This window comes from Mycoplasma sp. 'Moose RK' (assembly GCF_015708155.1).
GTDB lineage: Bacteria > Bacillota_I > Bacilli_A > Mycoplasmatales > Metamycoplasmataceae > Mesomycoplasma.
Genome location: NZ_JADDYD010000001.1, coordinates 550,567 through 573,223, shown reverse-complemented (window position 1 = coordinate 573,223; position 22,657 = coordinate 550,567). Strand labels below are relative to the sequence as shown.

Below are 22,657 nucleotides of genomic sequence, written 5' to 3'. Positions count from 1 at the left end.
ATAAATTAGGAAAAATTAGCGATTTTTCCTAATTTTATCAATAATAAAGGGGAAAATTTTTATTTGAAAAATTAAATTTTTTAATTATTTTATGGTCAAAAACAACTTTTATTTTTTCTTTTCGCGCATAATTTCCAAGCGAAATCATGATGATATCTTCAATATCATTGCCACCGATTGTGTCTTCCTGCACGCTCACAAAGAGAATTTTTGGTTTACAGATATCAAGATAGTAAAAAAGCTGTGAATCAACCACTTTTTTATAAAAAATGTTTTCAATATGGTCGATTTCTTCAGCAGGAATATTGATTTCATCTTCAATTAAAAAGGTGAATTTGGCAAAATCAATTGGTAAATTTTTCAATTTTTGTGCAATTACATAGTTTATTTTATAAATGCGATTTGAATGGTCAACTTGTTGAGTTTGGTTAAAAAATTCCATTAATTTTTCGATTTTTTTGCTTTCAAAAAAATCGAAATTATAAACTTGATAAACCGGATTTTTGCTATCAAATTCGTAAATTTGACGCATTTTATAATCATTTATATTGAAGTAAAACGGTAAATTTTGTGCTTTTTGATTAATAATTTCAAAATACTTACCTGAAGTGTTAACTTCCAAAAAATTAGTTTTTTCAGCGATAATTTGGTCAAAAAATTTATAAATTTCACTTTTCCAATCATAATCAATTTTTTTGTCAAAATTGACAATTAATCAATACAGAAAATTACCAATTTTGTAATTTTTTGTATTTAATTTATAATGATTTTTAATTTTTTCCAATTTCCGTACAGATTTTGCAGAAATTTGTATGATCAAAATGTTTTCAAAATTTAAAATTGAAAAATCGCTAATCATTCTTAAAAAGAAAAATTTTTTGTTGTATCAAAGGAAAAAATTTTTTGAAAAATCTTTGTTAATTTTAAAAGGAAAGTAAAAAGATGCAAGAAAACAAGGTTTTTCAGGATCATGTGTCAATTTTTCAACAAAGTGATTTTTGAAAAATTTTCTGATTTTGCTAATTTCCAAAAAATTTCGCTGAATCTCGATAAGCACAAAACCAAATTGTGGTTCAGATTGAAAGCAAACTTGGAAACGATTGTTTAAAAATCAGCGCTTTTTGAACTTAATTTCGATTGTATTTTCTTTTCAATTTTCAAGGCTTTCAAGAAAAATTTTTTGTGAATCTTTTTCAAAAAGCGCCAAAAAATCAGTTTGATTTGTCCAAAGTCCATCAAGCAAATTATTATTTTTAACCACAAACTTAAGTGAAGAAAGTGTAAAAACATCATTAATTCTTATTCTTTTTAACTCAGGTTCATAACTAAACGGAATAATTAAAGCAGCTTTTGCATTACGACTATAAACAAAGAAAAAAATTGCCATAAGTGACAAAACAAAAGCAATGCTAATTAGAATAATAAGACTAATAATAAGGTAAGATTCAAGCAAAAAGTTCATGTTTTATAGGTTAATTTTCAATTTTTTTGTAATCAAAATTAAGAAATTTTTTCAATTGACTTATGGTTCTTAACTAGTGTTTTGATTCCGTTATCACCACTTAATTCAAAAAATTTTACTAAAATTGAGTCAGCTCGTACTTCTAAAATTATTCCCTTTCCAAATTTAAGATGATTAATCTGATCACCTACGTTAAATTCAACACTCTCAATACTGGTACGATTATAATTTAATTTCCCAGTTTCATCTAATTTTCGAAATTGGTAAAATTGTTCAGCCTTAATTTTCATTTCACTGACAAACGTTGAAGTTTTGCTAAGATTTTGCTTTCAGGAGTTCTTGAGATTTCGGCTAAAATTTGCCCGAAAACCGTTTGTGATGTATAAAAGTCGTTTTGCGCGCGTGATCGCTACAAAAGCAAGTCTTCTTTCTTCTTCATATTCATCAAGTGAGTTTAATTCAAGCACTTTTTGACTAGGAAAAATGCCTTGATTCATCCCAACAAGAAAAACATATTCAAATTCAAGCCCCTTTGATGAATGAACAGTTAAAAGATTAATTCGATTGTTATTTTCAGAATTTTCAAAGTTTGAAAGTGCGACAAAATCAAGATAATCAGCCAATTTCTTTGTTGGATTTTCACTTTGTCAATTGTCAAGAACAGTGTAATATTTTTGTAAAATTTCCTTTGTTTCTGAAGCTACTTTTGGATCTTTGATGGTGTCAAAATAATCGATTTTTTTTAAGAAAGAATCAAGAACTTGTGAAAAAAGTTTGAAAACAGAAGGTCTTTTTTCCTCAATTTCGATTTTAAAACGTCTTGCAGCTGCAAGGCGTTCAAAAAGATTTTTAATTTTTGTCTGATTTTCATGACCCAAAGGAATTTTTCCCTGTTCCGGTTTAAGAACAATTTTTTGGGAATAATAATTAAAAAGAAAATCATGCAAATTAAGATTAAATTGTTTAGCAAGTTCGTTTAATTTTTGCACCGTGATAACACCAATTTTTTTTGGCGGGACATTAATAATTTGCTCAAAAGCATAACTGTCAGCATTTTCAATTACTTTTAAAAAGTAAATGGCTTCCCGCACTTCTTTTTTGTTAATCAGTGAAGAATTTCCGTGTTTTATATAGGGAATATTATGGGCATCAAGTTTTTCAATTATTGACCGAAAGTAGAAATTTGAACGTGCTAAAATTGCAATATCACCATAATTTGCTTTCTGTTTGGTAGCAAGTTCTAAAATTTTGTCATAAATTCAGTTGACTTCGGCGCCTCTTTCATAACTAAGGTCTTCAAAACGAATGTCAATTTGCTCACTTGAATGTGCAACTAAATTTTTTTTAATACGGTTTTTATTATTGGAAATCAAGTGATTTGCTGCATCTAAAATGTTTTGCGTTGATCGATAATTTTTATCTAAAATGACAGTTTGTAAATCAGGAAAGTCTTTTTCAAGGTTCAAAATCAAGGAAGGATCAGCGCCCCTTCAAGAATAAATTGTTTGATCAGGATCACCAACAACGATCAAGCGTGTTTTGTCTTTAATGAAAAATTTTAAAATTAAATACTGAATCAAGGAAGTGTCCTGAAATTCATCAACCAAGACAAAATCAAACTTTTTTTGCCAGCGTGATGCAATTTCAGCTTCTTTTTCAAAAGTAATTTTTGTGTAAATTAGCAAATCATCAAAGTCAATAATGTTGTTTTCCCTTGTTTTTTCAAGGTATTTTGCATAAACATTTGCTTTGATTAGTTCAATTTGGTCGCGGGCAAGTGCGAAAGCATCTTGTGGGCTTTTCTCAGAGTTTTTGGCTTTTGAAATAAATTCAATTGCTTGAAAAGCAGAAACTTTAGTTTCATCATTGTCATCATTAGTTTTTAAATATTCACCTAGTAATTTTTCAACAATTCGGCGTTGGTCCTGCTCATCAATGATGTTAAAGTTACTATCATTGATCGGGATATCAGGAATTTTTATAATATTTTTGGCTTCAAAACGCAAAATTAAGTTGCAAAGTGAGTGAAAAGTGAGAATTTGCACATCCTTGACTTTTTCACCAATCAATTTTTCAACTCGTTGTCTCATTTCTTGAGCAGCCTTATTTGTGAAAGTAAGTGCTAAAATTCGGTTTGGAAAAGCCAAAGACTCATTGATAATATAGGCAATTTTTCTTGTTAAAACATTAGTTTTTCCTGTTCCCGCGCCCGCAACAATCCGCAGATGAGCGTTATTGCTAATGACTGCAATTTTTTGCTTTTCATTTAGCTGAGTTAAAATATTTTGTGATGACATAGTTTTAATTTCTTTCTTTTCAAAAAACCGGGGCAAAATTGGCTTTTTCAGCGCTAATTTGCACTTTCTCGACAGCTTTTTCTCAGTAAAACACTATTGATTTTGAAAAACGATCAACAAGTGAAAGTCGTGTTTTGTTAAAAATTGATAAATTATTGACAACAAGAATAAAAAAATTTACTTTTGCAAAAAGGGTTAGAAAACTAAGACTAATTTGCTGCCACAAGTTTAGATTTTGAAGATTTTTTGCAGAAAAATGTCAAATTTTTTGTTGTAAACCAAAATTTAAATCAAGCAAAATCGCACTAATAACTAAACAAGTAAGTCAATTTAAACTTAAAAAAATCTCTCTTTTTAGCAAAATTAATAATTTTTGTTTTGAACTTAATTTTTCATTGGAAAAATTAAGTTCAAGTTTGAATAAAAATTGTCCAGGACTTTTTTTTAATCAAAAAACTAGGAAAATCCTGTAAAAAATTGTGCTAAAAACAACAAAAATAAGTCAAAAATAAAATTTTCAACTAGTAAATCCAGGAAGAATTACTAATAAATAAAAAGTTAAAAGATAAACAAAAACAAGACAGGCAAAATCAACTAAGCCTGCCAAAATTCGGCGCCAAAAACTTGCTTTTGTTTTAACTTTTTGCAAAATTCTCCTTTTTACATTAAAATATTTTTGTTAGTTCGTGGAAACGGAATCACGTCACGAATATTGTCCATTCCGGTGATAAACATCAAAAGTCGTTCAAAACCAAGACCAAACCCACTTGAACCCGGGTTTCCGTATTTTCGAAGGTCTAAATACCATTGAAAATCTTCAATGTTCATTTTTAGTTCCTCCATTCTCTTATACAATCTATCATGACGAATTTCGCGCTGCGAACCACCAACTAGCTCACCAATTCCGGGAACTAAAAGGTCAAAAGAGGCAACAGTTTTGCCATCGTCATTTTGATGCATGTAAAAGGCTTTGATTGATTTTGGGTAATTTGTGACAACAACAGGTGATTTGAAAATTTCCTCAGCCAAAAAGCGCTCGTGCTCAGTTTTTAAATCAACCCCAAATTCAAGGTCCTTAAATTCAAATTTTTCGCGGTGTTCACGTAGTAATTCCAGCGCTTTTTCGTAGTCAATTTGGTTAATTTGTGAATCGCAAAACTGGATCAGGCGACGACGAATTTTTTTATCCAATGATTTTTCAAGAAAAGCAAACTCCTCTTTGTTACGAATCACTACTGCTTTAATTACTCTTTGCAACATTTTTACAGCAAAATCGATAATTTGCTGTAAATCACAGAAGGAAATTTCTGGCTCAATCATTCAAAATTCAGCTGCATGCCTTTTTGTGTTTGACCTTTCTGCCCGAAAGGTCGGTGCAAAGGTATAAACTTTTTTAAATCCAAGCGCATAAGACTCAGCATGTAATTGCCCTGTCACACCAAGTGTTGTTTTTTTGTTGAAAAACCCTTGTTCCTCATCATCAACAATGAAAGTTTCGCCGGCACCTTCGCCATCATTTGAAGTCAAAATTGGTGCTGAAAAATTCACAAATCCTTGCCGGCGAAAAAATTTATGAACTTCTTGAAAAAGTTGTGATCTTATTTTCATAATCACGCGAAACAAGCGGCTGCGGTGGCGAAAATGGGGCATTTGGCGCAATGTTTCAAGCGCCATTTCCTGATTTTGAATCGGAAAATTAGCAGAATAAGACTCGCTTTTTATTTCGATGGTTTCAACTAAAACCTCACCTTCTTGTTGGCGTTCAGGTGTGTAGGAAAAAATTCCTGAAATTTCAAGCGCCATTCCGGTGGTTAAATTTTCAATTTCATTAAAATCAATTGTATCATTTTTTAAAACGCACTGTAAATTTTTTAGTGAAGAACCATCGTTTACTTCAACAAATCTAATTTTTAAATTACCACGAATGTTGGTAATCCAACCCTGTACAAGAATCTTTTTTTGATCGTACAACTCTGGGTGGAGAAAAACCTCATTAATTACTGCTGACATTTTTACACCCCTTTCACCTTAAGGTTTATAATTATACTATAATTTAGTGAAATATGGTGGATTTATTTTAGTAATAGTTTCAGGTGCAAAAAATTTTTACTAAAAACTTACACATTTTTTTTATTTTGTAGTATAATACTTAGAATTAATTTTACCAGTGGGAGATCTACATTTACTGAAATTTCAGGTCGCAAAACCACTAAGAGAAGGAAGGAAGCTCGAAATGGCAAAAAAAAATGTTGTTCGAATTGCAAAATTGCAATTCAATGCTGGCCAAGCAAAACCAGGGCCAGCGCTTGCAGGTCTCGGGATTGTTATGCCCGAATTTACGAAGAAATTTAATGATGAAACTAAACATCGTGGAAGCGAGCCTGTGCCAGTAAAAATTACTGTTTTTAAGGACAAAAGTTTTGAATTTCAACTTTTTACAAGTCCAACTTCTTATAAAATCAAGCAAGCGGCAAAAATTGAATCAGGTGCAAAAAATGCAAAAACTGACAAGATTGCAAAAATTACTTTTGATCAACTCAAAGAAATTGCTAAATACAAATTAGTTGATTTAAATACAACTGAACTTGACAAAGCAATTCGTACCGTTTATGGGACTGCTAAACAAATGGGTGTCGAAGTTGAAGGAATTGAAGAATTTTTGAAAGGTACTAAATAATGAAAAAAATTTCAAAAAAACTAGCTCAAGCTCGCCAACTTGTTGACAAAGACCAATTTTATTCACTTGAAGAGGCAATGGAATTAGTTAAAAAAACCTCTTATACAAAATTTTCAGGCTCTGTTGATTTGGCAATTCGTCTTAATCTTGATACTCGAAAAGCTGACCAACAATTGCGTGGCGCAATTGTTCTACCTCATGGAACTGGGAAACAAGTGCGTGTTCTTGTTGCAACTGATTCATCAGAAGTCGCTGCAAAATCGCTTGAAGCTGGCGCTGATTTAATTTATTCCACTGCTGAATTAGAACAAAATTTAAAAATTGACAATTTTAATTTTGATGTTATTGTTGTTGAACCAAAATTAATGCCCGTTTTAGGACGTTACGGAAAAAAATTGGGACCAAAAGGTTTGATGCCAAACCCAAAAACAGGCACAGTTACTCCAAATCCAGAAAAGGCAGTTGCTGAAATTAAAAAAGGGAAAGCTAATTATCGCGCTGACAAGTACGGAATCGTGCACTCACTAATTGGTAAAACGGACATGGAAACCACTCATTTAGTAGAAAATGCTCGTACTTTGTTGCAGCTGATTCGTCGTCTAAAACCTAATTCAGTAAAAGGAAATTATTTTAAAAATTTAACTGTTTCAGCTTCAATGGGGCCTTCAATTAAAATTCGTTTTGATGTCTTTTAATTAGAAATTTTTCAAAATAATGAAAAAAATCCCAAACAAAAAGTTGGGATTTTTTTCTTTTTCCGAAATAAAAAAGTAATTTAGGTATTAAATTAGAGGACAAAATTTTATAAGTCTAGACATATTTTTGGGGTCAGGGTAATTTGTTTATTTAAAAAGTAGAAAAAATTTTAAGAAAAATCAACTGATTTTTATTTTAAAATCTACTAAATTAAGTATTTTCGAAAACAAACCCTTAGTATATAAAAAAAATCTAGATTTTTCTAGATTTTTTTTATATATTTTTAAACAAATGTTAGTAAAAATTACTTAATAATTTCAGTAACAGTTCCAGCACCAACAGTTCTTCCACCTTCACGGATTGAGAATTTTGTTCCTTGTTCAACAGCAATTGGAGCGATTAATTCAACAGTTAAATCAACATTATCACCAGGAATTACCATTTCACGACCTGCTTCAAATTCAATCCCACCAGTAACATCAGTTGTGCGGAAATAAAATTGTGGTTTATAGTTTTTGAAAAATGGTGTGTGACGACCACCTTCTTCTTTTTTCAAAGCATAAATTGCCGCTTTGAATTTTGTGTGTGGAATAATAGTTTTTGGTTTTGCAATAACTTGACCACGTTCAATGTCTTTACGATCGACACCACGGAGGAGAACACCAGCATTGTCACCAGCCATTGCTGATTGGAGGTTTTTGTTAAACATTTCAATTCCAGTTACAACAGTTTTTTTAGGTTCTGGACGGTAGCCAACAATTTCAACTTCTTCGTTTAACTTAACTTGACCACGTTCAACCTTTCCAGTTGCAACAGTTCCACGTCCTGTGATTGTAAATACATCTTCAACTGCCATCAAAAATGGTTTATCCATTTCTCGAACTGGTGAGTCAATATAAGCATCCACTGCATCCATAAGTTCAAGAACTTTTGCTTCTCATTCAGGTTTTCCTTCAAGGGCTCCACGAGCTGATCCACGAATTATTGGGGTGTTGTCACCATCAAAGTCATAAGATGAAAGAAGCTCGCGAATTTCAACCTCAACAAGGTCAATCATTTCTTCTTCACCTTCAAGAAGGTCGACTTTATTAAGAAAAACAACCATTTTTGGCACTCCAACTTGTTTGGAGAGCAAAATGTGCTCACGGGTTTGGGGCATTGGCCCATCTGTAGCAGCAACAACAAGAATCGCACCATCCATTTGTGCAGCGCCTGTGATCATATTTTTAATATAATCAGCGTGTCCGGGACAATCAACATGGGCATAGTGACGTTTGTCAGTAGAATATTCAATGTGGGCGGTGTTGATTGTAATTCCACGGGCTTTTTCTTCAGGAGCTGCATCAATTGAAGCATAATCTTTTGCTTCAGCTAACCCTTTTTTTGCAAGTACGGTTGAAATCGCCGCAGTTAAAGTAGTTTTCCCGTGGTCAACGTGACCGATTGTACCGATATTGATGTGTTCTTTAGAACGGTCAAAATCTTTTTTTGCACCAGTTTTAACAACTGCCATTTTTTTCCTTTCTTTTTATTTATATAATTTATATAAAAACAAAAATTGTTTAAACCACCTTTGAATAGCCTTTCAACTATTTCCTATCCTTTTTGAAACAATTTTTGTGACAACGAAATTTCGAAATTTATTTTGGCAAATTTCATTTCTAATTATACCAAATTTACCAAAATTAGCAAATAAACATTTTTTATTTGCTAACCAAACTCAAATAATTATTTTTAGTAAATTTTTGAGTTTGGTTTACTTAAAAATAAAATCATAAATTTGCTGATAAGAATCGACAGGAATAAAACGAATTGCTGTTTTGACTTCATCAGGAATATCAACTAAATTTTTTGTATTTGATTGTGGAATAAAAATTGTTTTAATGCCACTTTTATAAGCGCCAAGTGATTTTTCTTTTAGGCCGCCGATTGCCAAAACTTTGCCGCGAAGTGTAATTTCACCAGTCATGGCAATATCGTGTGAAACTGGTTTTTTAGCAAGCGCAGAAATAATTGCAGTTGCAAAAGTAACTCCAGCAGATGGCCCGTCCTTTGGAATCGCACCTTCAGGAACGTGAATGTGGATAATTGTGTTCTCAAAATCAAGGTTGATCCCAAAATCATCAGCACGAGATTGAACATATGAAAGCGCAATTCGCGCTGATTCTTGCATAACATCCTTAAGTGAACCAGTCAATTTAATATCACCACGGCCCGGTATTGTTGTGACTTCAATTTGTAAAGTTGAGCCACCATGAGGCGAATATCCCAAACCATTAACAGCGCCAATTTGTGGATTTGCATCAACAAGATCAGGATCATATTTTTCAATTCCAAGCAATTCACGAACAAAATTACCATCAATTTTTTGATTTTTTTCAAGTTTTTTTTCAAGTAATTTAACAATAATTTTTCTAGCCAATTTGTCAAAAATTCGTTTCAGACCTCTAACTCCAGCCTCACGAGTGTAAAAGCGAATTAAGTAATCAATTGTTTGGTCATCAATTTGAAAATATTTTTCACTAAGAGAATTTTCCTTTAAAACTGCTGGAATCAAATGTGATTTGGCAATTTCTACTTTTTCTAAAAAAGTATAAGAAGAAAGTTCAATAATTTCAACTCTATCAAGTAAAGGCTCAGGAATTTCACTAATTTCATTAGCAGTTGCTACAAACAAAACTTGTGATAAATCATACTCAACTTCCAAATAATGATCTTGAAAAAAACGATTCTGTTCAGGATCAAGCACTTCAAGCATAGCAGCAGCCGGATCGCCTTTAAAATCAGAACCCATTTTGTCAATTTCATCAAGCAAAACAAGTGGATTTGAAACACCAGCTTTTTTGATTGCTTGGACAATTTTTCCAGGCATTGCACCAACATAAGTGCGTCTATGTCCACGAATTTCAGCTTCATCTTTGATTCCACCAAGAGAAATTTTAACAAATTCTTTGCCAATTGCCTCCGCAATTGCCCGGGCAATTGAGGTTTTTCCGGTTCCAGGCGGCCCTACAAGTGTCAAGATTGGAATTGCACTACCCTTATTTTTATTTTCTTTTGTGTAGAAAAATAAATTAGGATCAGCAAATTCCTTACCAATTTTTGTTAACAAAGAATCATTTTTTGTTTGTGAGCGACGATGAATTAGTGCTGCTAAATATTCAATTATGCGCTTTTTAATTTCATCAAGTCCATAATGCGCGTTTTCAAGTTGATCACGGACATTTTGGATATCCAAAATGTCTTTTTTCACTTTTCTCCATGGTAAAGCGACCAAAAGATCAAGGTAAGTTTTTGTAATATTTGATTCTGGTGAAGTCGCAATCATTGATTTTAAACGATTTGATTCGCGACTAATTGTTTTGGCAACTTCTTCAGGGAAGATAATTTTTCCAATTTTTGAACTAATTAAATCGTCAATTTCATCTTCATATTTGGAATCTTCGCCCAATTTTTTGCGAATTGCTTTAATTTTTTCCTTAAGAATAAACTCAGTTTGTTGACGATCCAAGTTGCTTTTTAAAATAATATTAATTTCTTCTTCAAGATTAATTTGTTCATTAATTGTATGCATGTATTCAAATAAAAGTTTTATTTTGTTTGAATAAGAATTTAATTTGAAAATGTTGTATTTTTGGCTAAAAGTTAAGGTTGGTGAGCAAGAAACTGTGTTTGTAACACTCTTTATATATTCAACAATGTCCACTTCTGATTTTGGATCAAATTTGTCAAGAACCAAAAGTAGTTCAGAGGGCAATTTAAAACCTTTATTTTTCCGGGCAATTTCCAAAAGATCGTTAATAATTTCAATTTTAATTTCCTTAATTCGCACGGTTTCACGTGTAGACTTTACTTCTGCCAAATTAATTCTTAAATTATTTGATTCAGAAGATAAAAGATTAATAACTTGAACTTTTGCAAGCACAATAAAATCAATAATTACGGTGTCTCACTCAGCTTTGTCAGGTTTTGATTTTGCTCGATAACTTTGAATACGAACTAAAGAAGCATATTTATGGACATCATCAACATCAACAATTTCCGCTGATCCAAGTGTTTTATGGTAAACAAGCAACACTTCTTTATTAGAAAGTGTTGCTCTTGAAGAACTATGGTAAATTTCGCGTAAAGTTGCAAGCGCTTCAGGATCGCTAAAACTAGCAGTCTGTTGCGATGTGTTTTGGAAAAAAACATCATCTGCAATAGCCAAAAAACGATGTGTTTGCATGATTTCCTCCAATTTTTTGTTCGTATTTTAATTCTGCTTCACAATTTGTCATCGAAAACATTATATCACAAAAGTTAAATTTTGGCAATTTTTTTTGCGCAAAAAATTGCCAAAATCCTGACAAAAAACGCCCGTTTTACTACTAATTTCGCACTCTCTTTTTTATAAAAGCGGTAATAACAATATAAAGTGGAAATGCCAAAGCTGACTCAACCACAAAATTAGCTAGATTAAAGGGGAAAAATGCTGCAAAAATAAAACTTCAATAAGACAATTTGATGCCACCAAATTTCTTGGAAATTTCACTCCATTTGACAAGAATGTTATTCAGACTGATCGAATCAGTGATTTTATATAATTTTAAGTAAACGGGTGTTATCAAAACTCCGTTTAAAAGCGTCATTATGAAACTAGTGATCAAAATTGCATCCAAAAGCGCAATAGCAATGGCAAATTTTACTTTTAATTTGAGTTTTAATGAAACCCAATAAAAAAACAGAAAGCTGAAAATGTAAATTGTTGATGCTAAAAGCAAAACAAAATGTCCAAAATAAATAATACCAATTCCACCTGAATGATTAAAAATCAATCAAGGGCCAATGCCAAAGCGAATAATAAGGCAATAAATTCCTATTCGGATGTCAGCAATGAGAAAAATCGGCACTAAAAATAGTGTTGAAAGGTCAAATTTTAGCCCTAGTAATTGAAAAAAAGGTCAACTAAAATAATTATGTGAAAAAATAAAAAAAATTAATGATAAAGACAGCAGAATTCCACCGATGGCAATTTTAAAAGTGTAATTATTTTTCCAATAAAGCGATTTTTTCATCAATTTAGTCTCCGAAAAAACGGTCACCTGCATCACCAATTCCGGGAATTATGTAGCCTTTTTCATTCATTTTTTCATCTTTTTGGCAATAATAAATTGGAATTTTTGGGTATTTTTCCCTAATTTTTTCAATTCCTTCTTGAGCAACCAAAATTGTGGCAATGACAATTTTTTCATAACCAGCGGCAATTAGGTACTCAATTGCTGTGATTTGCGAGTTTCCTGTTGCCAAAATCGGGTCCAAAATAATGGCAACAGAATTTGAATTAGGTGCAGGAAGTTGACTAAAATAACTACTTGTTGACAAATCTGGATTGCGTTTGAGTCCAAGTGGTGCAATTTTTGCATTCGGAATTAATTTTATAAAAGCAGGAATCATTCCAAAACCAGCACGCAAAATTGGCACAAAAACAATATTTTGTGCCAATTTTGACCCGGAAAATTCTGAATTCAAAACAGATTTTGCAACAAAATTATTAGTTTTTAGTTCGCTTAAAACTGGAAAAGCTAGTAAAGTCGAAATAATTTCAAGCGCATCTCTAAACTCGTTTAGTGTTGTTTCTTGACGAATTCGCGAAAACTGATCGGCAATAATAGGATGATTTACCTTGATTTCCATGATTTTTTCCTCTTTTCTAATTCTAATTTTTATGTGTAATAAACAATAAAAAAAATTACTATTACTAAATTCTAATACAAGTTGGAGAATAAGTAAATAAAAAAATTTTCTATATTTTTTTTAATAATTATTAGTATTTTTTGTAATTTTTCCAGAAAAAATTTCAACTGATTTAGATGTTCCAAAGCGCCTAGCGCCTAATTTGTAAAATTCTTCCATCTCAGATAGGGAATTAATACCCCCAGCCGCTTTAATTTGCAGTTTTGGCGATTTATTTTCACTAATTATTTCCAGATCTTGAGGTGAAGCGCCACGGAAAGAAAAACCAGTTGAAGTTTTAATAAAATCAGCAGCTGAAGAGCTTATAACCTGGGTTGCTTTGGCAATTTCACTTGCGCTTAAAAGGGCAGTTTCAATGATAACTTTCAATGTTTTAGCACCAATTTCGCGCTTAATTAAATTAATTTCATTAAGCACAAACTGGTAATCTTTTTCCTTAAATTTTCCAATATTCATCACCATGTCAATTTCATCAGCACCATGCACAGTGGCCAAATTTGCCTCCTTTTGTTTGACAGCAGTAATTTGCGAACCTAGGGGAAAACCAATGACGCTAACAATTTTGATGGAAGTATTTTGTAATTCTTGTTTTGCAAGTTTGACCCAAATTGGGGCGACACAAATCGCACCAAAACCATGTGTTTTGGCTTGCAAAATCAAATTTAAAATATCTTGTGAAGTTGCCTGAGGTTTTAAAAGCGTGTGATCAACTAGTGGTCGAAAATCCATAAATTATCCTTTATTTCAATAGTTTTTTAAAATTTATTTAATTTAAATCAAGAAACATTTTAGGGAAATCCGGTTTTGGATTAATTGAAAAACTTTCCTGAATTAAATTTTTAATTTTTTCAATTTGGATTGGTTGTGAGGAATAAAGTGTGTAAATTAATTGGTCTTCTTGAACATATGTTCCAGTTTCAACTTCAAGACAAATTCCAGCCTCGTAGTCAATTTTTTCATTAAGTTTTGTGCGTCCAGCACCCAAAAAAGTGGCAATTTTGCCAAAAATCAGGGCATTTTCTCATTTTATGTAGCCATTCCGAGGAGCAAAAATTTCTTCTTTGTACCCTGGAATTCAGAAACTTGAGGACTGAATTGTCAAGGGATTTCCGCCTTGGGCAGCAACCATTTTTAGAAAAATTTCATTTGGAAGTCCAGATTCAATGATGTTATTAACTTTTTGTTGTGCTTTTTCCAAAGAAATTTTTTCAATTTCAACAAGCGTCGAAGCAACTAATTCAACTGCAAATTCACTTAGTTGAGACTGATTTCCTTGTAAAATTGACAAGGATTCAATAATTTCGTTTTTGTTACCAATCATTTTCCCCAGCGGTGATTCCATGTTTGTGATTCTAACAATTGTTTTTTTACCAAATTTTTTTCCTAGCATCTTTATTTTACTTGCAAGTTTTTTCGCTTTTGGTAATTCAGTCATGAAGGCCCCACTGCCACATTTGACATCAATTAAAATGATATCAGCGCCAGTTGCAACTTTTTTTGACATAATTGAACTGGCAATCAAAGGAATTGAAGAAACAGTTGCCGTAACATCACGAAGTGCATAAATTTTTTTATCTGCAGGGACAATTGTCGGTGATTGGGCTGTGATAGCTAAGCCAATTTTTTCAACTTGATTTATAAAATTAGTTTCAGTTAACTGTGTGTGAAAACCTTGAATTGACTCTAATTTATCAATTGTTCCACCTGTGTACCCTAAACCACGTCCGGACATTTTTGCAACCTTGTAACCAAGTGCAGCAAAAATTGGTCCAATAATCAGGGAAATTTTATCACCAACACCGCCTGTTGAATGCTTGTCAAACTTAACACCATTAATTTTATCAAGATTAATGGATTTTCCAGATTCAACAATCGCTTTTGTTAGGAAGAATAGCTCATTGTCATCAAGACCATTGATAAAAATTGCCATCAAAAATGCAGAAAATTGGTATTCTGCAATTAATCCAGTTTGAAATCCACTGACCATAAAACTAATTTCTTGTTCAGTTAACTTTGTTTTATGTGCCTTTTTTTCAATAATTTCAAAAACAGTCATTAAATTGCTCCAAGCCCGATTTCAATCATTTGCTTAAATTTTTCTTGACGAGTTTGTGAATCAAGTGCTGAATTTGTTATTAAATTATCTGAAATTGTTAAGATTGAAGCAGCCTGTTTCCCCAAAAAATTAGCGATTGTAAAGAGCGCAAAAGATTCCATTTCAACAGCTCTTGCCTGTGAGAGTTCGATTGTTTTTGCAAGTTGTCTTTGGGCATAAAAAACATCAGTTGAATGAATTTTATGGAAAGAAGGGCTTAATTTCAACCTAATTGCACTATGAAATAATTTCGCTACTAAATTTTCACTTGGAAAGGCAAGATGTTTTGATTTTCCAGTTATTAATGCTGGAAAAGAACATGAATCAGACCAGGCTGAACTTGCAATCACAAGATCATAAACCTCCAAATTTTCGTCATATGAACCAGCTGAACCAATGCGGATAATTTTTTCTACTCCATAAAACTTGAATAATTCGTAGGCATAAATTCCAATTGAGCCGCTTCCCATCCCAGAAGCTGCAATTGTGACTTTTTTGTCCAAATACTTACCTGTAAAAATCAAATTATTTCTAACTTTTGAGACTAGTTTTACATCCTTAAGATAATTTTTGGCAATAAATTCTGCTCTTAGCGGGTCGCCTGGCATGAGTACAATTTGGGCAATTTCCCCCTTTTTAGCTTCAATGTGTGGCGTCATTTTTCTCCTTTATTTACTAAATTATAATATAAGAAAGAATTTAGGTGGTATTTTTTCCAAAAATCATACATTTTTTTATAATTTTTTGGTTTTTAATTGAAAAAATAATCAAAAGGAAATGTCATATGACACCATCTTTTTTTGATTTTTGAGAAATTATGCATAAAAACATTGTTTGATGAGCAGGAAAATAGCCAAATTTTCCTAAATTTTTCCACTTTTTGGATTTTTCTAAACATTCAAATTCAAAATTTCAATACTATTTCAACACTTTTTTCTTTTCTTAGCACTTTTGAAAGTTCAAATTTTTAAAGGTTATTTTTCTTGAATTGGGTGAAGCCCAATTAAATCACCACTTTCAATAAAACTAATTGAAGCACCACCACCAGTTGAAATGTGACTAAAAGAATTTCCTAAATTTTCAGCTTCAATAGCCGCAACTGAGTCACCGCCACCAATCGCGCTGTAACAATTTTTAATTTCACCAATAATTTTCGCAATTTCACAAGTTCCTTTACTGAAATTTTTGAACTCAGCAACTCCTAAAGTCCCATTTCACAAGATAGTTTTTGCACCTTGCAACTCTTCTTTAAATAATTTAATAGTTAAAGGTCCAATGTCCATTCCTTCAAGATGGTCTGGAATTTCAAGTGGGTTTTCTGTGTTGAATATTGGTTCAACATCAGCAAATTCAGCAGCACAAGCTGAATCAATCGGTAAAAAAATTTTTTTCTGATATTTTTCCATTAATTTTCTTGCTAAATCTAATTTATCATCTTCGCAAATTGAAAGCCCTATTTTGTAACCAAGTGCCTTTTTGAAAGTGTAGGCCATTCCACCAGCGATGAAAACTTTGTCTGCTTTTTCCAACAAAGAGGAAATTATGCCGATTTTATCGGAAATTTTTGCCCCACCAATGATTGCGAAAAATGGTTTTTGCGGTTCAAAAATTAATTTTGAAAGTGCATCTAATTCCTCTTTGACAAGGTAACCAATCGCTGACTCACCAATATAATTTGCAATCCCAACATTTGACGCATGAGCTCGATGAAGAGTTCCAAAAGCATCATTGACGAAAACATCACCAAGTGATGCCCAATACTTACCTAATTCAGGGTTATTTTTTGATTCAGCTTTGTTGTTTAGATCCTGAAAACGGGTGTTTTCAAGTACCAAAATTTCACCATTTTGCAGATTTTCAACAGCTCTTTCAACTTCATCGCCTTGGTTTTGTGGAACAAATCCAACTTTTTTTTCTAAAATTTTTGCTAGTTCTTCAGCAACTAATTTTAGTGATTTTTTTTCAAGATCAGCTTCACTTTTAACACGGCCAAGATGGGATAAAATCACCAGTTTTCCGCCATCATCAACAATTTTATTAATGGTTTTGAGACTAGCAAGGATTCTTTTGGTAGAGGTAATTTTTCCATTGGCTATTGGAACATTAAAATCAACACGAAGAATTACTTTTTTTCCAAAAAAATCAATTTGATCAATGAATTTTTTGTTTAAATAGTTTGCTGGCATTTTCAAGTTCCTCCATTTTGTAATAACAAGCAAATTATAAACCATTTTCATGAAATTTTCTAGTTAAGAAAACAAAAAATTTTCATGAAATTAATTAAAGTAAAAATTTTAAAAATTTCCTAAAAAATAAAAAAAAGATAGATTTTTTGCGCCCCTTGTGGTAAAATTAGCATAGGTTCTATCATGAAAAAACAAAAAATTAATTTTTTTGATTAAACACTATATAATGATATATAATATTGATAATTTGAAGGTTAATTATATAAAAAAAGTAGCTACCCAAAAATGAAGAAAACTAAAATTTTACGTTTTTACTTAAGCGAAATTTGTGATGAATTTCAGAAAGTACAAGATTGCTATTACCGGCTTAGATTCGCAGGACAAACTGTTGGTATTTTTAATTCCTTTGTTGATGTTTTTTCAAAAATTCAGAGTCTTAAATCGCCTGTAAAACTTTGGATTTTGCGAGATGGCAAGTTTTTTTCGGTGGTTTCTTTTCCCCTTTCAATCAATTTGGATAAACTTGATCCTGAACAAAAAGCAAGTTTCGTGGCAAAACTTTTAGTTGAAAATTCTGATTTATCTATTTTTGCTGGTAAAAAGAAGGTTTCTCAAACAAAGTTTTTTGAGAGTGTAGGCGATATTGCTATTAATAAAGTGTTAAAATCCAAAAAAACTGTTAAATCATTTCCTGAAAATATTGATCAAACTGAACTTGTTATTGTTGAAGACGAAAAAACAATTGATGAAATTGTTTATTCTTTTTCACAAAATAATGACACAAAAATCGATTGTTCTATTTGTGATCAGGAACTAGAAAGTGAAAAAAGTAGTTACAACTGTCCTTGCCACCTTATTGAACTTGAAGTTTCTGAGGTAAAACAGTCTTCAGATCTTAATTTTTTGCTACCAAGTAGTTACCCTAAAAAACCAAGTAGCAAGTCTGTAGAAATTGCAAAAATCAAGAAAAAAATAATCACTGAAGATGAAAATTACCACACTGAATTTTGCGATACACCTATTGATTTCAAAAGGGAGGCTTCCTGCTCTACTTGCTTACACAACACTGATTGCTCTTGATGCAATAAGTATAAAAGTTACCTTTTAGAGGCAAAAAATTGTCCCAAATGTCTTGAAACCTTTCAAGTTTCAGGTTTTGATTATGAAAAAAAAATACGCCAACTTTCTGTTTATAGTCCAAACATGACTTACAATTCGCCTTGTGAGGCTTGCAACCACAATTTTAGTTGCGACAAATGTCGCCGACTATTAGCTTTTTACAAAGAAGCGCGCGAATGTCCTGCATGTCGCCAGATTTTTGCGCTTCAAGGCGTTGATCCCGATGCAAAAATTATTGAACTTAGCGTTTATCCGTACGCAGAAAGTAGCGATTTGTCACAAAAAGGTCAAATTGTCGCTTACAATTCGCCTTGTGAGGCTTGCAACCACAATTTTAGTTGCGACAAATGTCGCCGACTATTAGCTTTTTACAAAGAAGCGCGCGAATGTCCTGCATGTCGCCAAATTTTTGCGCTTCAAGGCGTTGATCCCGATGCAAAAATTATTGAACTTAGCGTTTATCCGTACGCAGAAAGTAGCGATTTGACACAAAAAAGTCAAATTGTTGCTTACAATTCTAGTTGTTCTTCCTGTACACACGTTTATTTTTGCAAATTATGTCAAAAATATCGTAAATTTTTGCAGGAAGCGCAGGTTTGTCCAGCTTGCAAGTATGCTTTTGCGCAAAAAAATTTATCAATTGAGTATCTACTTAAAATAATAAATTACCAAAATCATCCAGAAGACTTTTTTCACCCTGATCCCTTGACAATCTTGTCCCACGGGCGTCAAGGTCAAGATTTGCCTTGATCAACTCCTTATTTGGATTTAGGACAAAATTTTGACCATTTACAGCTTTCAAATCAGCCACTTGACCAGTTTCCAAGCTCAATTCCCCATTACACTGGTATTATTTACGAAGCTTTTTTGAGTTCTAACTTTGAAGAACAAAGTGCAATTGTCGAGGATGAACTATTTAACACCAAAAGGGGATTTGGAGGCTACAATTCGCCTGGCATGTTCGCTGGCGGTCAAATTGGAATTGGTGATCTTTCAGTTGACGAGGCCACCCGTGTGATTTCAGCAACAACCTCAAAAGTTGACGAAGACGAAGAAATTATTATTGTCGCCACCGAAAAGTCTTCAATTTGGGGTCTTCCTTCCTATATTCTATGGTTTATTGTTTTTGGTCTAATTGCCGTAATTATCACTGTGGTTGTGATGTTTTTTGTATTTGGAGCTGGTCTAATTTAGATTTACTTGGTTTGTTGCAAAAAAAGAAAAAAACTTTCTTAATCTAAAGAAATTACCTGAAAATAAATGCTTTTTTGCATGTGTATTTCTAAATCAAAAACTCATTTAAAATTACAATTAAATTTTAAATGAGTTTTTACTAAAAAGATTTAGAAAAAAATAAATAAAATTACTAAAACCCTATTTTTGATTCAAAAATGGAGGTTTTTAAAAAATATAAAAAAATATTTTGTAATTTGGCAATTTTAGATATAATTAAACCTGTAAATTAATTAGAATCTGGCTTTTGAACAAGGAAGTGAACTGTGGCAGCAAATTTGGAAATTGCGATTCTTTCGATTTCAGCCCTAATTTTGGCCTTTAGTGTTTCTTTTGCATTCTTTTTGGCCTACAACCACATCAAAGCGATGCACAAGAACAAGGTCAGCCGCAGTTTTTTAGATCTTGGAATTTCAACGCAGAAAAAAATAATTTACGAGCTCTATTTTGCAGTTAAGCACCTTTCGAAAAATAAAATCGGTGCGATTATTACACTTCAGCGAAGTGTTTTACTTGATAGTTTGCGTACCGATGGAGTCAAGATCGATTCAATGATTAATTCTTCCCTTTTGATCGCGATTTTTCAGAAAAATTCGCCACTTCATGACGGAGCTGTAATTATTGTTGATGACCGAATTTCTTATGCTTCAACTTATTTTAGTGTTTCTGAATCGACGCTTGAAGATCGCTATGGCGCCCGTCATCGGGCAGCGCTCGGGATTTCTGAAGTTTCAGATTCGATTACAATTGTTGTTTCTGAACAAAGTGGCGAAGTTGTAATCGTCCGTGATGCTAATTTTTTTAAAGTTACTAATCTTGATGCTTTCTCGGAAATTTTAGGGAAAGAATTACAATTAAATCGTAATTCTACCAAGTAAAAGTGACAAAAAACAATTCTAATTTGACACTAATTGAATTAGTAAATAACAAAAAAATTAACCAAGTCCGTAATTACACAGCTCAGAAACCACTTTCAGAAGTTGCCGAAGAAGTTTCACAATTTGATCCCTTTGACCGTCTTTTATTTTTTAGAATGCTTGAAACTGTAACTGCTGGTGAAATTTTTACTTATTTTTCACCTGAAATTCAGACTGAAATCGTCATTAGTTTGCCAAACGAGATGATGAACAAATTGCTGGATGAACTTTATGCTGACGAAATTGTTGAGTTGCTTGACGAAGTTCCTGACAATGTTGCCAAAAGAATTTTGCGCAATATTGATTCAACAACTCGTAAACAGGTAAATCAACTTTTGCAGTACAACGATAACCAAATTGGTGCTTTTATGTCAGTTGACATTGTTTATCTTTCTGATCAGTTTAATTGTGCAGAAGCTCTTGAAAAAATTCGTTATTACAAAGATATTTCAGAATTAGTTCACTATTATTATGTTGTTGATGATCACAAAAAATTAATTGGTGCAACAACACTTGAGGATATTGTTTTTTCTGAACCAACTTTGAACATTACTGAAATTATTTTTCAGGTCCCCTTTTTACTTACAACAGATCAAAAAGACTATGCAGCTGATGTTTTTTCCAAAAATGACTTTTCAGTTTTGCCAGTTGTCAATACTGCCCAAAAATTAATTGGCATGATTACAAGTGACGACATGATTGATATTGTCAAGGAAGAAGCAACAAGTGACATTTATAAATTAGCCGGGATTTCACCTCAAGAAATTGAGGATTCCTATATTAAAACAACCCTAAAACAGATAGTAAAATCAAGGGTTTTTTGGCTGATAATTCTAATGTTTGGTTCGACACTTTCACAGTTTATCATTCAGGAATTCACAAATGCAATTTCTGAAAACAACGTTATCCGTTCAATCGGCCTTGGTTCCTTTATTACAACAATTGTCTCAATGATTCCGGTTATTTCTGGTTCTGCTGGAAATGCTGGTTCGCAGTCAGCAACAACTATTGTTCGTGCGCTTTCATTGAAAGAAATTTCACGGGCCAATTTTTTTCGCAAGGTTCTACTAAAAGAAATTAGTGTTGGTCTTGTGATCGGAACGATTTTGATGGTTCTAAATTTTGTCAGACTTGTACTTTACTTTACTTTTACAGGCGATATTAAGGATACCACCACTGTATTAGCAAATTCAATTTCTGGCCTTAATGTTCGTGATTACATTTTGATAATTTCGTTTGCCTCATCAGTTTCACTTCTTATTGTTATTATTTTTTCAAAAATTTTGGGTGCAACCATTCCGATGATTGGAAAATGAATTAAACGTGATCCTGCTGTGATGTCAGCACCAATTTTGGCAACTGTTACTGACTCAGTCTCGACTTTAATTTTCTTTGGTGTTACAATTGTTGTTTTCCTTTTGATCTAATCAAAAACCTTTAATTTGAAAAAGGTTTTTTAAAAATAAACTAGATTGGATTTTGTAAATGATTTTTATTGATATAATTGGCTGAATTGCCACAATTTTAACTGGGACGATTGGTTTGCCACTTGTGAGTAACACTTTTATCACCAAAAAACCACCGAAAGTTTCACATTTGAGCTGGTGAATTTACTACTTTGGAATTTTTTCATTTGCTTTTTTCGGATTAGCTGTTTCTGATTTAAAAATGATCATAACCCAGGTCCTAAGCGGCCTTACAACTGTAATTTTCTTGTTGCAGGTTTACTTTTTTGCCCTTAAAAGCCGTTTTTCACAAAATATTATCTTCATTGTTTTAGCATTGCTTATTTATGCAGGTGTGTTGCTAGCCGGAATTCTTCATGTCACAAATGTTTTCGCTCAAAAACAACTGCTTCCAGCGTCAAAATACCTTGGAATTATTTCCGGCTTTTGTGTTAACATTGCATTTTTGCCACAAACCTTCAACGGAATCAGACAAAAAACTTTGGTTTTTATCCCAATTTTCTTCATAATTAATCTTTTTCTTTTGAACCTTTCTTGAGTTATTTACGAGTCGCTTTCGTTGAGTTCAAAACCTGATCTTCTGACAGCGTTGATTTTTCAATCAATTGGTCTTCTGATTGCAACCATTCAAATGATTGCTTATTTTTACCAAATTTATTTTATCAAGTCAAAAAACCAGCCTGTGAAAATCAATTGGTTCTAATTGTATTAAGAAAAACTTGAAAAAAAATTAAAAAAAGGGAAAAATTTAGGAAAAAGTGTCTAAAAATCAC

At 32.3% G+C, this 22,657-nt stretch carries 18 protein-coding genes; 6 read left to right on the top strand and 12 right to left on the bottom strand.

Annotation, left to right across the window (positions count from 1 at the left end; genetic code table 4):
• Positions 1 to 34: 34 nt before the first annotated feature.
• The 4 genes from IM807_RS02115 to asnS are packed head-to-tail and all read right to left on the bottom strand — an operon-like array spanning position 35 to position 5,769.
• Positions 35 to 1,462 carry a hypothetical protein gene (locus IM807_RS02115; RefSeq protein ID WP_196362909.1) on the bottom strand — a complete coding sequence of 476 codons (1,428 nt, stop codon included), beginning with the start codon at positions 1,460 to 1,462 and terminating at the stop codon, positions 35 to 37.
• 38 nt (positions 1,463 to 1,500) lie between these two features.
• Positions 1,501 to 3,759, bottom strand: a complete 2,259-nt coding sequence (locus IM807_RS04025; RefSeq protein WP_196362908.1) for a UvrD-helicase domain-containing protein — start codon at positions 3,757 to 3,759, stop codon at positions 1,501 to 1,503.
• 4 nt (positions 3,760 to 3,763) lie between these two features.
• A complete protein-coding gene (locus IM807_RS02105; protein WP_196362907.1) occupies positions 3,764 to 4,408 on the bottom strand; it encodes an RDD family protein in 645 nt (214 codons plus the stop codon).
• A gap of 11 nt (positions 4,409 to 4,419) precedes the next feature.
• A complete protein-coding gene (asnS, locus tag IM807_RS02100) occupies positions 4,420 to 5,769 on the bottom strand; it encodes an asparagine--tRNA ligase (protein WP_196362906.1) in 1,350 nt (449 codons plus the stop codon).
• Between the two features lie 223 nt (positions 5,770 to 5,992).
• Here asnS and rplK point away from each other — a divergent pair, with 223 nt between their 5' ends.
• A complete protein-coding gene (gene rplK, locus IM807_RS02095) occupies positions 5,993 to 6,436 on the top strand; it encodes a 50S ribosomal protein L11 (protein ID WP_196362905.1) in 444 nt (147 codons plus the stop codon).
• Positions 6,436 to 7,131: a 50S ribosomal protein L1 gene (rplA, locus tag IM807_RS02090; protein WP_196362904.1), complete on the top strand. Its 696-nt coding sequence runs from the start codon at positions 6,436 to 6,438 to the stop codon at positions 7,129 to 7,131. Before rplK ends, rplA begins: the two co-directional genes overlap by 1 nt.
• Positions 7,132 to 7,436: 305 nt before the next feature.
• On the opposite strand, the gene tuf is transcribed toward rplA, so the two are convergent.
• The 8 genes from tuf to IM807_RS02050 form a co-directional block, all read right to left on the bottom strand.
• Positions 7,437 to 8,645, bottom strand: coding sequence for an elongation factor Tu (tuf, locus tag IM807_RS02085; RefSeq protein ID WP_196362903.1), 1,209 nt, complete (start codon positions 8,643 to 8,645; stop codon positions 7,437 to 7,439).
• A gap of 243 nt (positions 8,646 to 8,888) precedes the next feature.
• Positions 8,889 to 11,360, bottom strand: a complete 2,472-nt coding sequence (gene lon, locus IM807_RS02080) for an endopeptidase La (protein ID WP_196362902.1) — start codon at positions 11,358 to 11,360, stop codon at positions 8,889 to 8,891.
• Between the two features lie 142 nt (positions 11,361 to 11,502).
• Positions 11,503 to 12,189, bottom strand: a complete 687-nt coding sequence (locus tag IM807_RS02075; RefSeq protein ID WP_196362901.1) for an MPN527 family putative ECF transporter permease subunit — start codon at positions 12,187 to 12,189, stop codon at positions 11,503 to 11,505.
• A 4-nt stretch (positions 12,190 to 12,193) separates the two neighbouring features.
• The gene (upp, locus tag IM807_RS02070) at positions 12,194 to 12,808 is read right to left on the bottom strand and encodes a uracil phosphoribosyltransferase (protein ID WP_196362900.1); all 615 of its coding nucleotides are present in this window, start codon (positions 12,806 to 12,808) and stop codon (positions 12,194 to 12,196) included.
• A gap of 120 nt (positions 12,809 to 12,928) precedes the next feature.
• Positions 12,929 to 13,597 (bottom strand): deoxyribose-phosphate aldolase, encoded by a 669-nt coding sequence (gene deoC, locus IM807_RS02065; RefSeq protein ID WP_196362899.1) that lies wholly within the window; start codon positions 13,595 to 13,597, stop codon positions 12,929 to 12,931.
• A gap of 37 nt (positions 13,598 to 13,634) precedes the next feature.
• A complete protein-coding gene (locus IM807_RS02060) occupies positions 13,635 to 14,924 on the bottom strand; it encodes a thymidine phosphorylase (RefSeq protein WP_196362898.1) in 1,290 nt (429 codons plus the stop codon).
• Positions 14,924 to 15,622, bottom strand: a complete 699-nt coding sequence (locus tag IM807_RS02055) for a purine-nucleoside phosphorylase (protein WP_196362897.1) — start codon at positions 15,620 to 15,622, stop codon at positions 14,924 to 14,926. Before IM807_RS02055 ends, IM807_RS02060 begins: the two co-directional genes overlap by 1 nt.
• Positions 15,623 to 15,937: 315 nt before the next feature.
• Positions 15,938 to 17,200 (bottom strand): phosphoglycerate kinase, encoded by a 1,263-nt coding sequence (locus tag IM807_RS02050; protein ID WP_374958959.1) that lies wholly within the window; start codon positions 17,198 to 17,200, stop codon positions 15,938 to 15,940.
• Positions 17,201 to 17,434: 234 nt separating this feature from the next.
• Between IM807_RS02050 and IM807_RS02045 the strand changes: the two genes are divergently transcribed.
• From IM807_RS02045 to IM807_RS02030, 4 genes are all read left to right on the top strand, one after another.
• Positions 17,435 to 19,462 (top strand): hypothetical protein, encoded by a 2,028-nt coding sequence (locus IM807_RS02045; protein WP_196362896.1) that lies wholly within the window; start codon positions 17,435 to 17,437, stop codon positions 19,460 to 19,462.
• Between the two features lie 305 nt (positions 19,463 to 19,767).
• On the top strand, positions 19,768 to 20,379 hold the full coding sequence (locus IM807_RS02040) for a DNA integrity scanning protein DisA nucleotide-binding domain protein (RefSeq protein WP_196362895.1): 612 nt from the start codon (positions 19,768 to 19,770) through the stop codon (positions 20,377 to 20,379).
• 2 nt (positions 20,380 to 20,381) lie between these two features.
• Positions 20,382 to 21,845: a magnesium transporter gene (gene mgtE, locus IM807_RS02035; RefSeq protein ID WP_308699287.1), complete on the top strand. Its 1,464-nt coding sequence runs from the start codon at positions 20,382 to 20,384 to the stop codon at positions 21,843 to 21,845.
• A 58-nt stretch (positions 21,846 to 21,903) separates the two neighbouring features.
• Complete coding sequence (locus IM807_RS02030; RefSeq protein ID WP_196362894.1) at positions 21,904 to 22,587, top strand: hypothetical protein; 684 nt, start codon at positions 21,904 to 21,906, stop codon at positions 22,585 to 22,587.
• Positions 22,588 to 22,657: the final 70 nt, after the last annotated feature.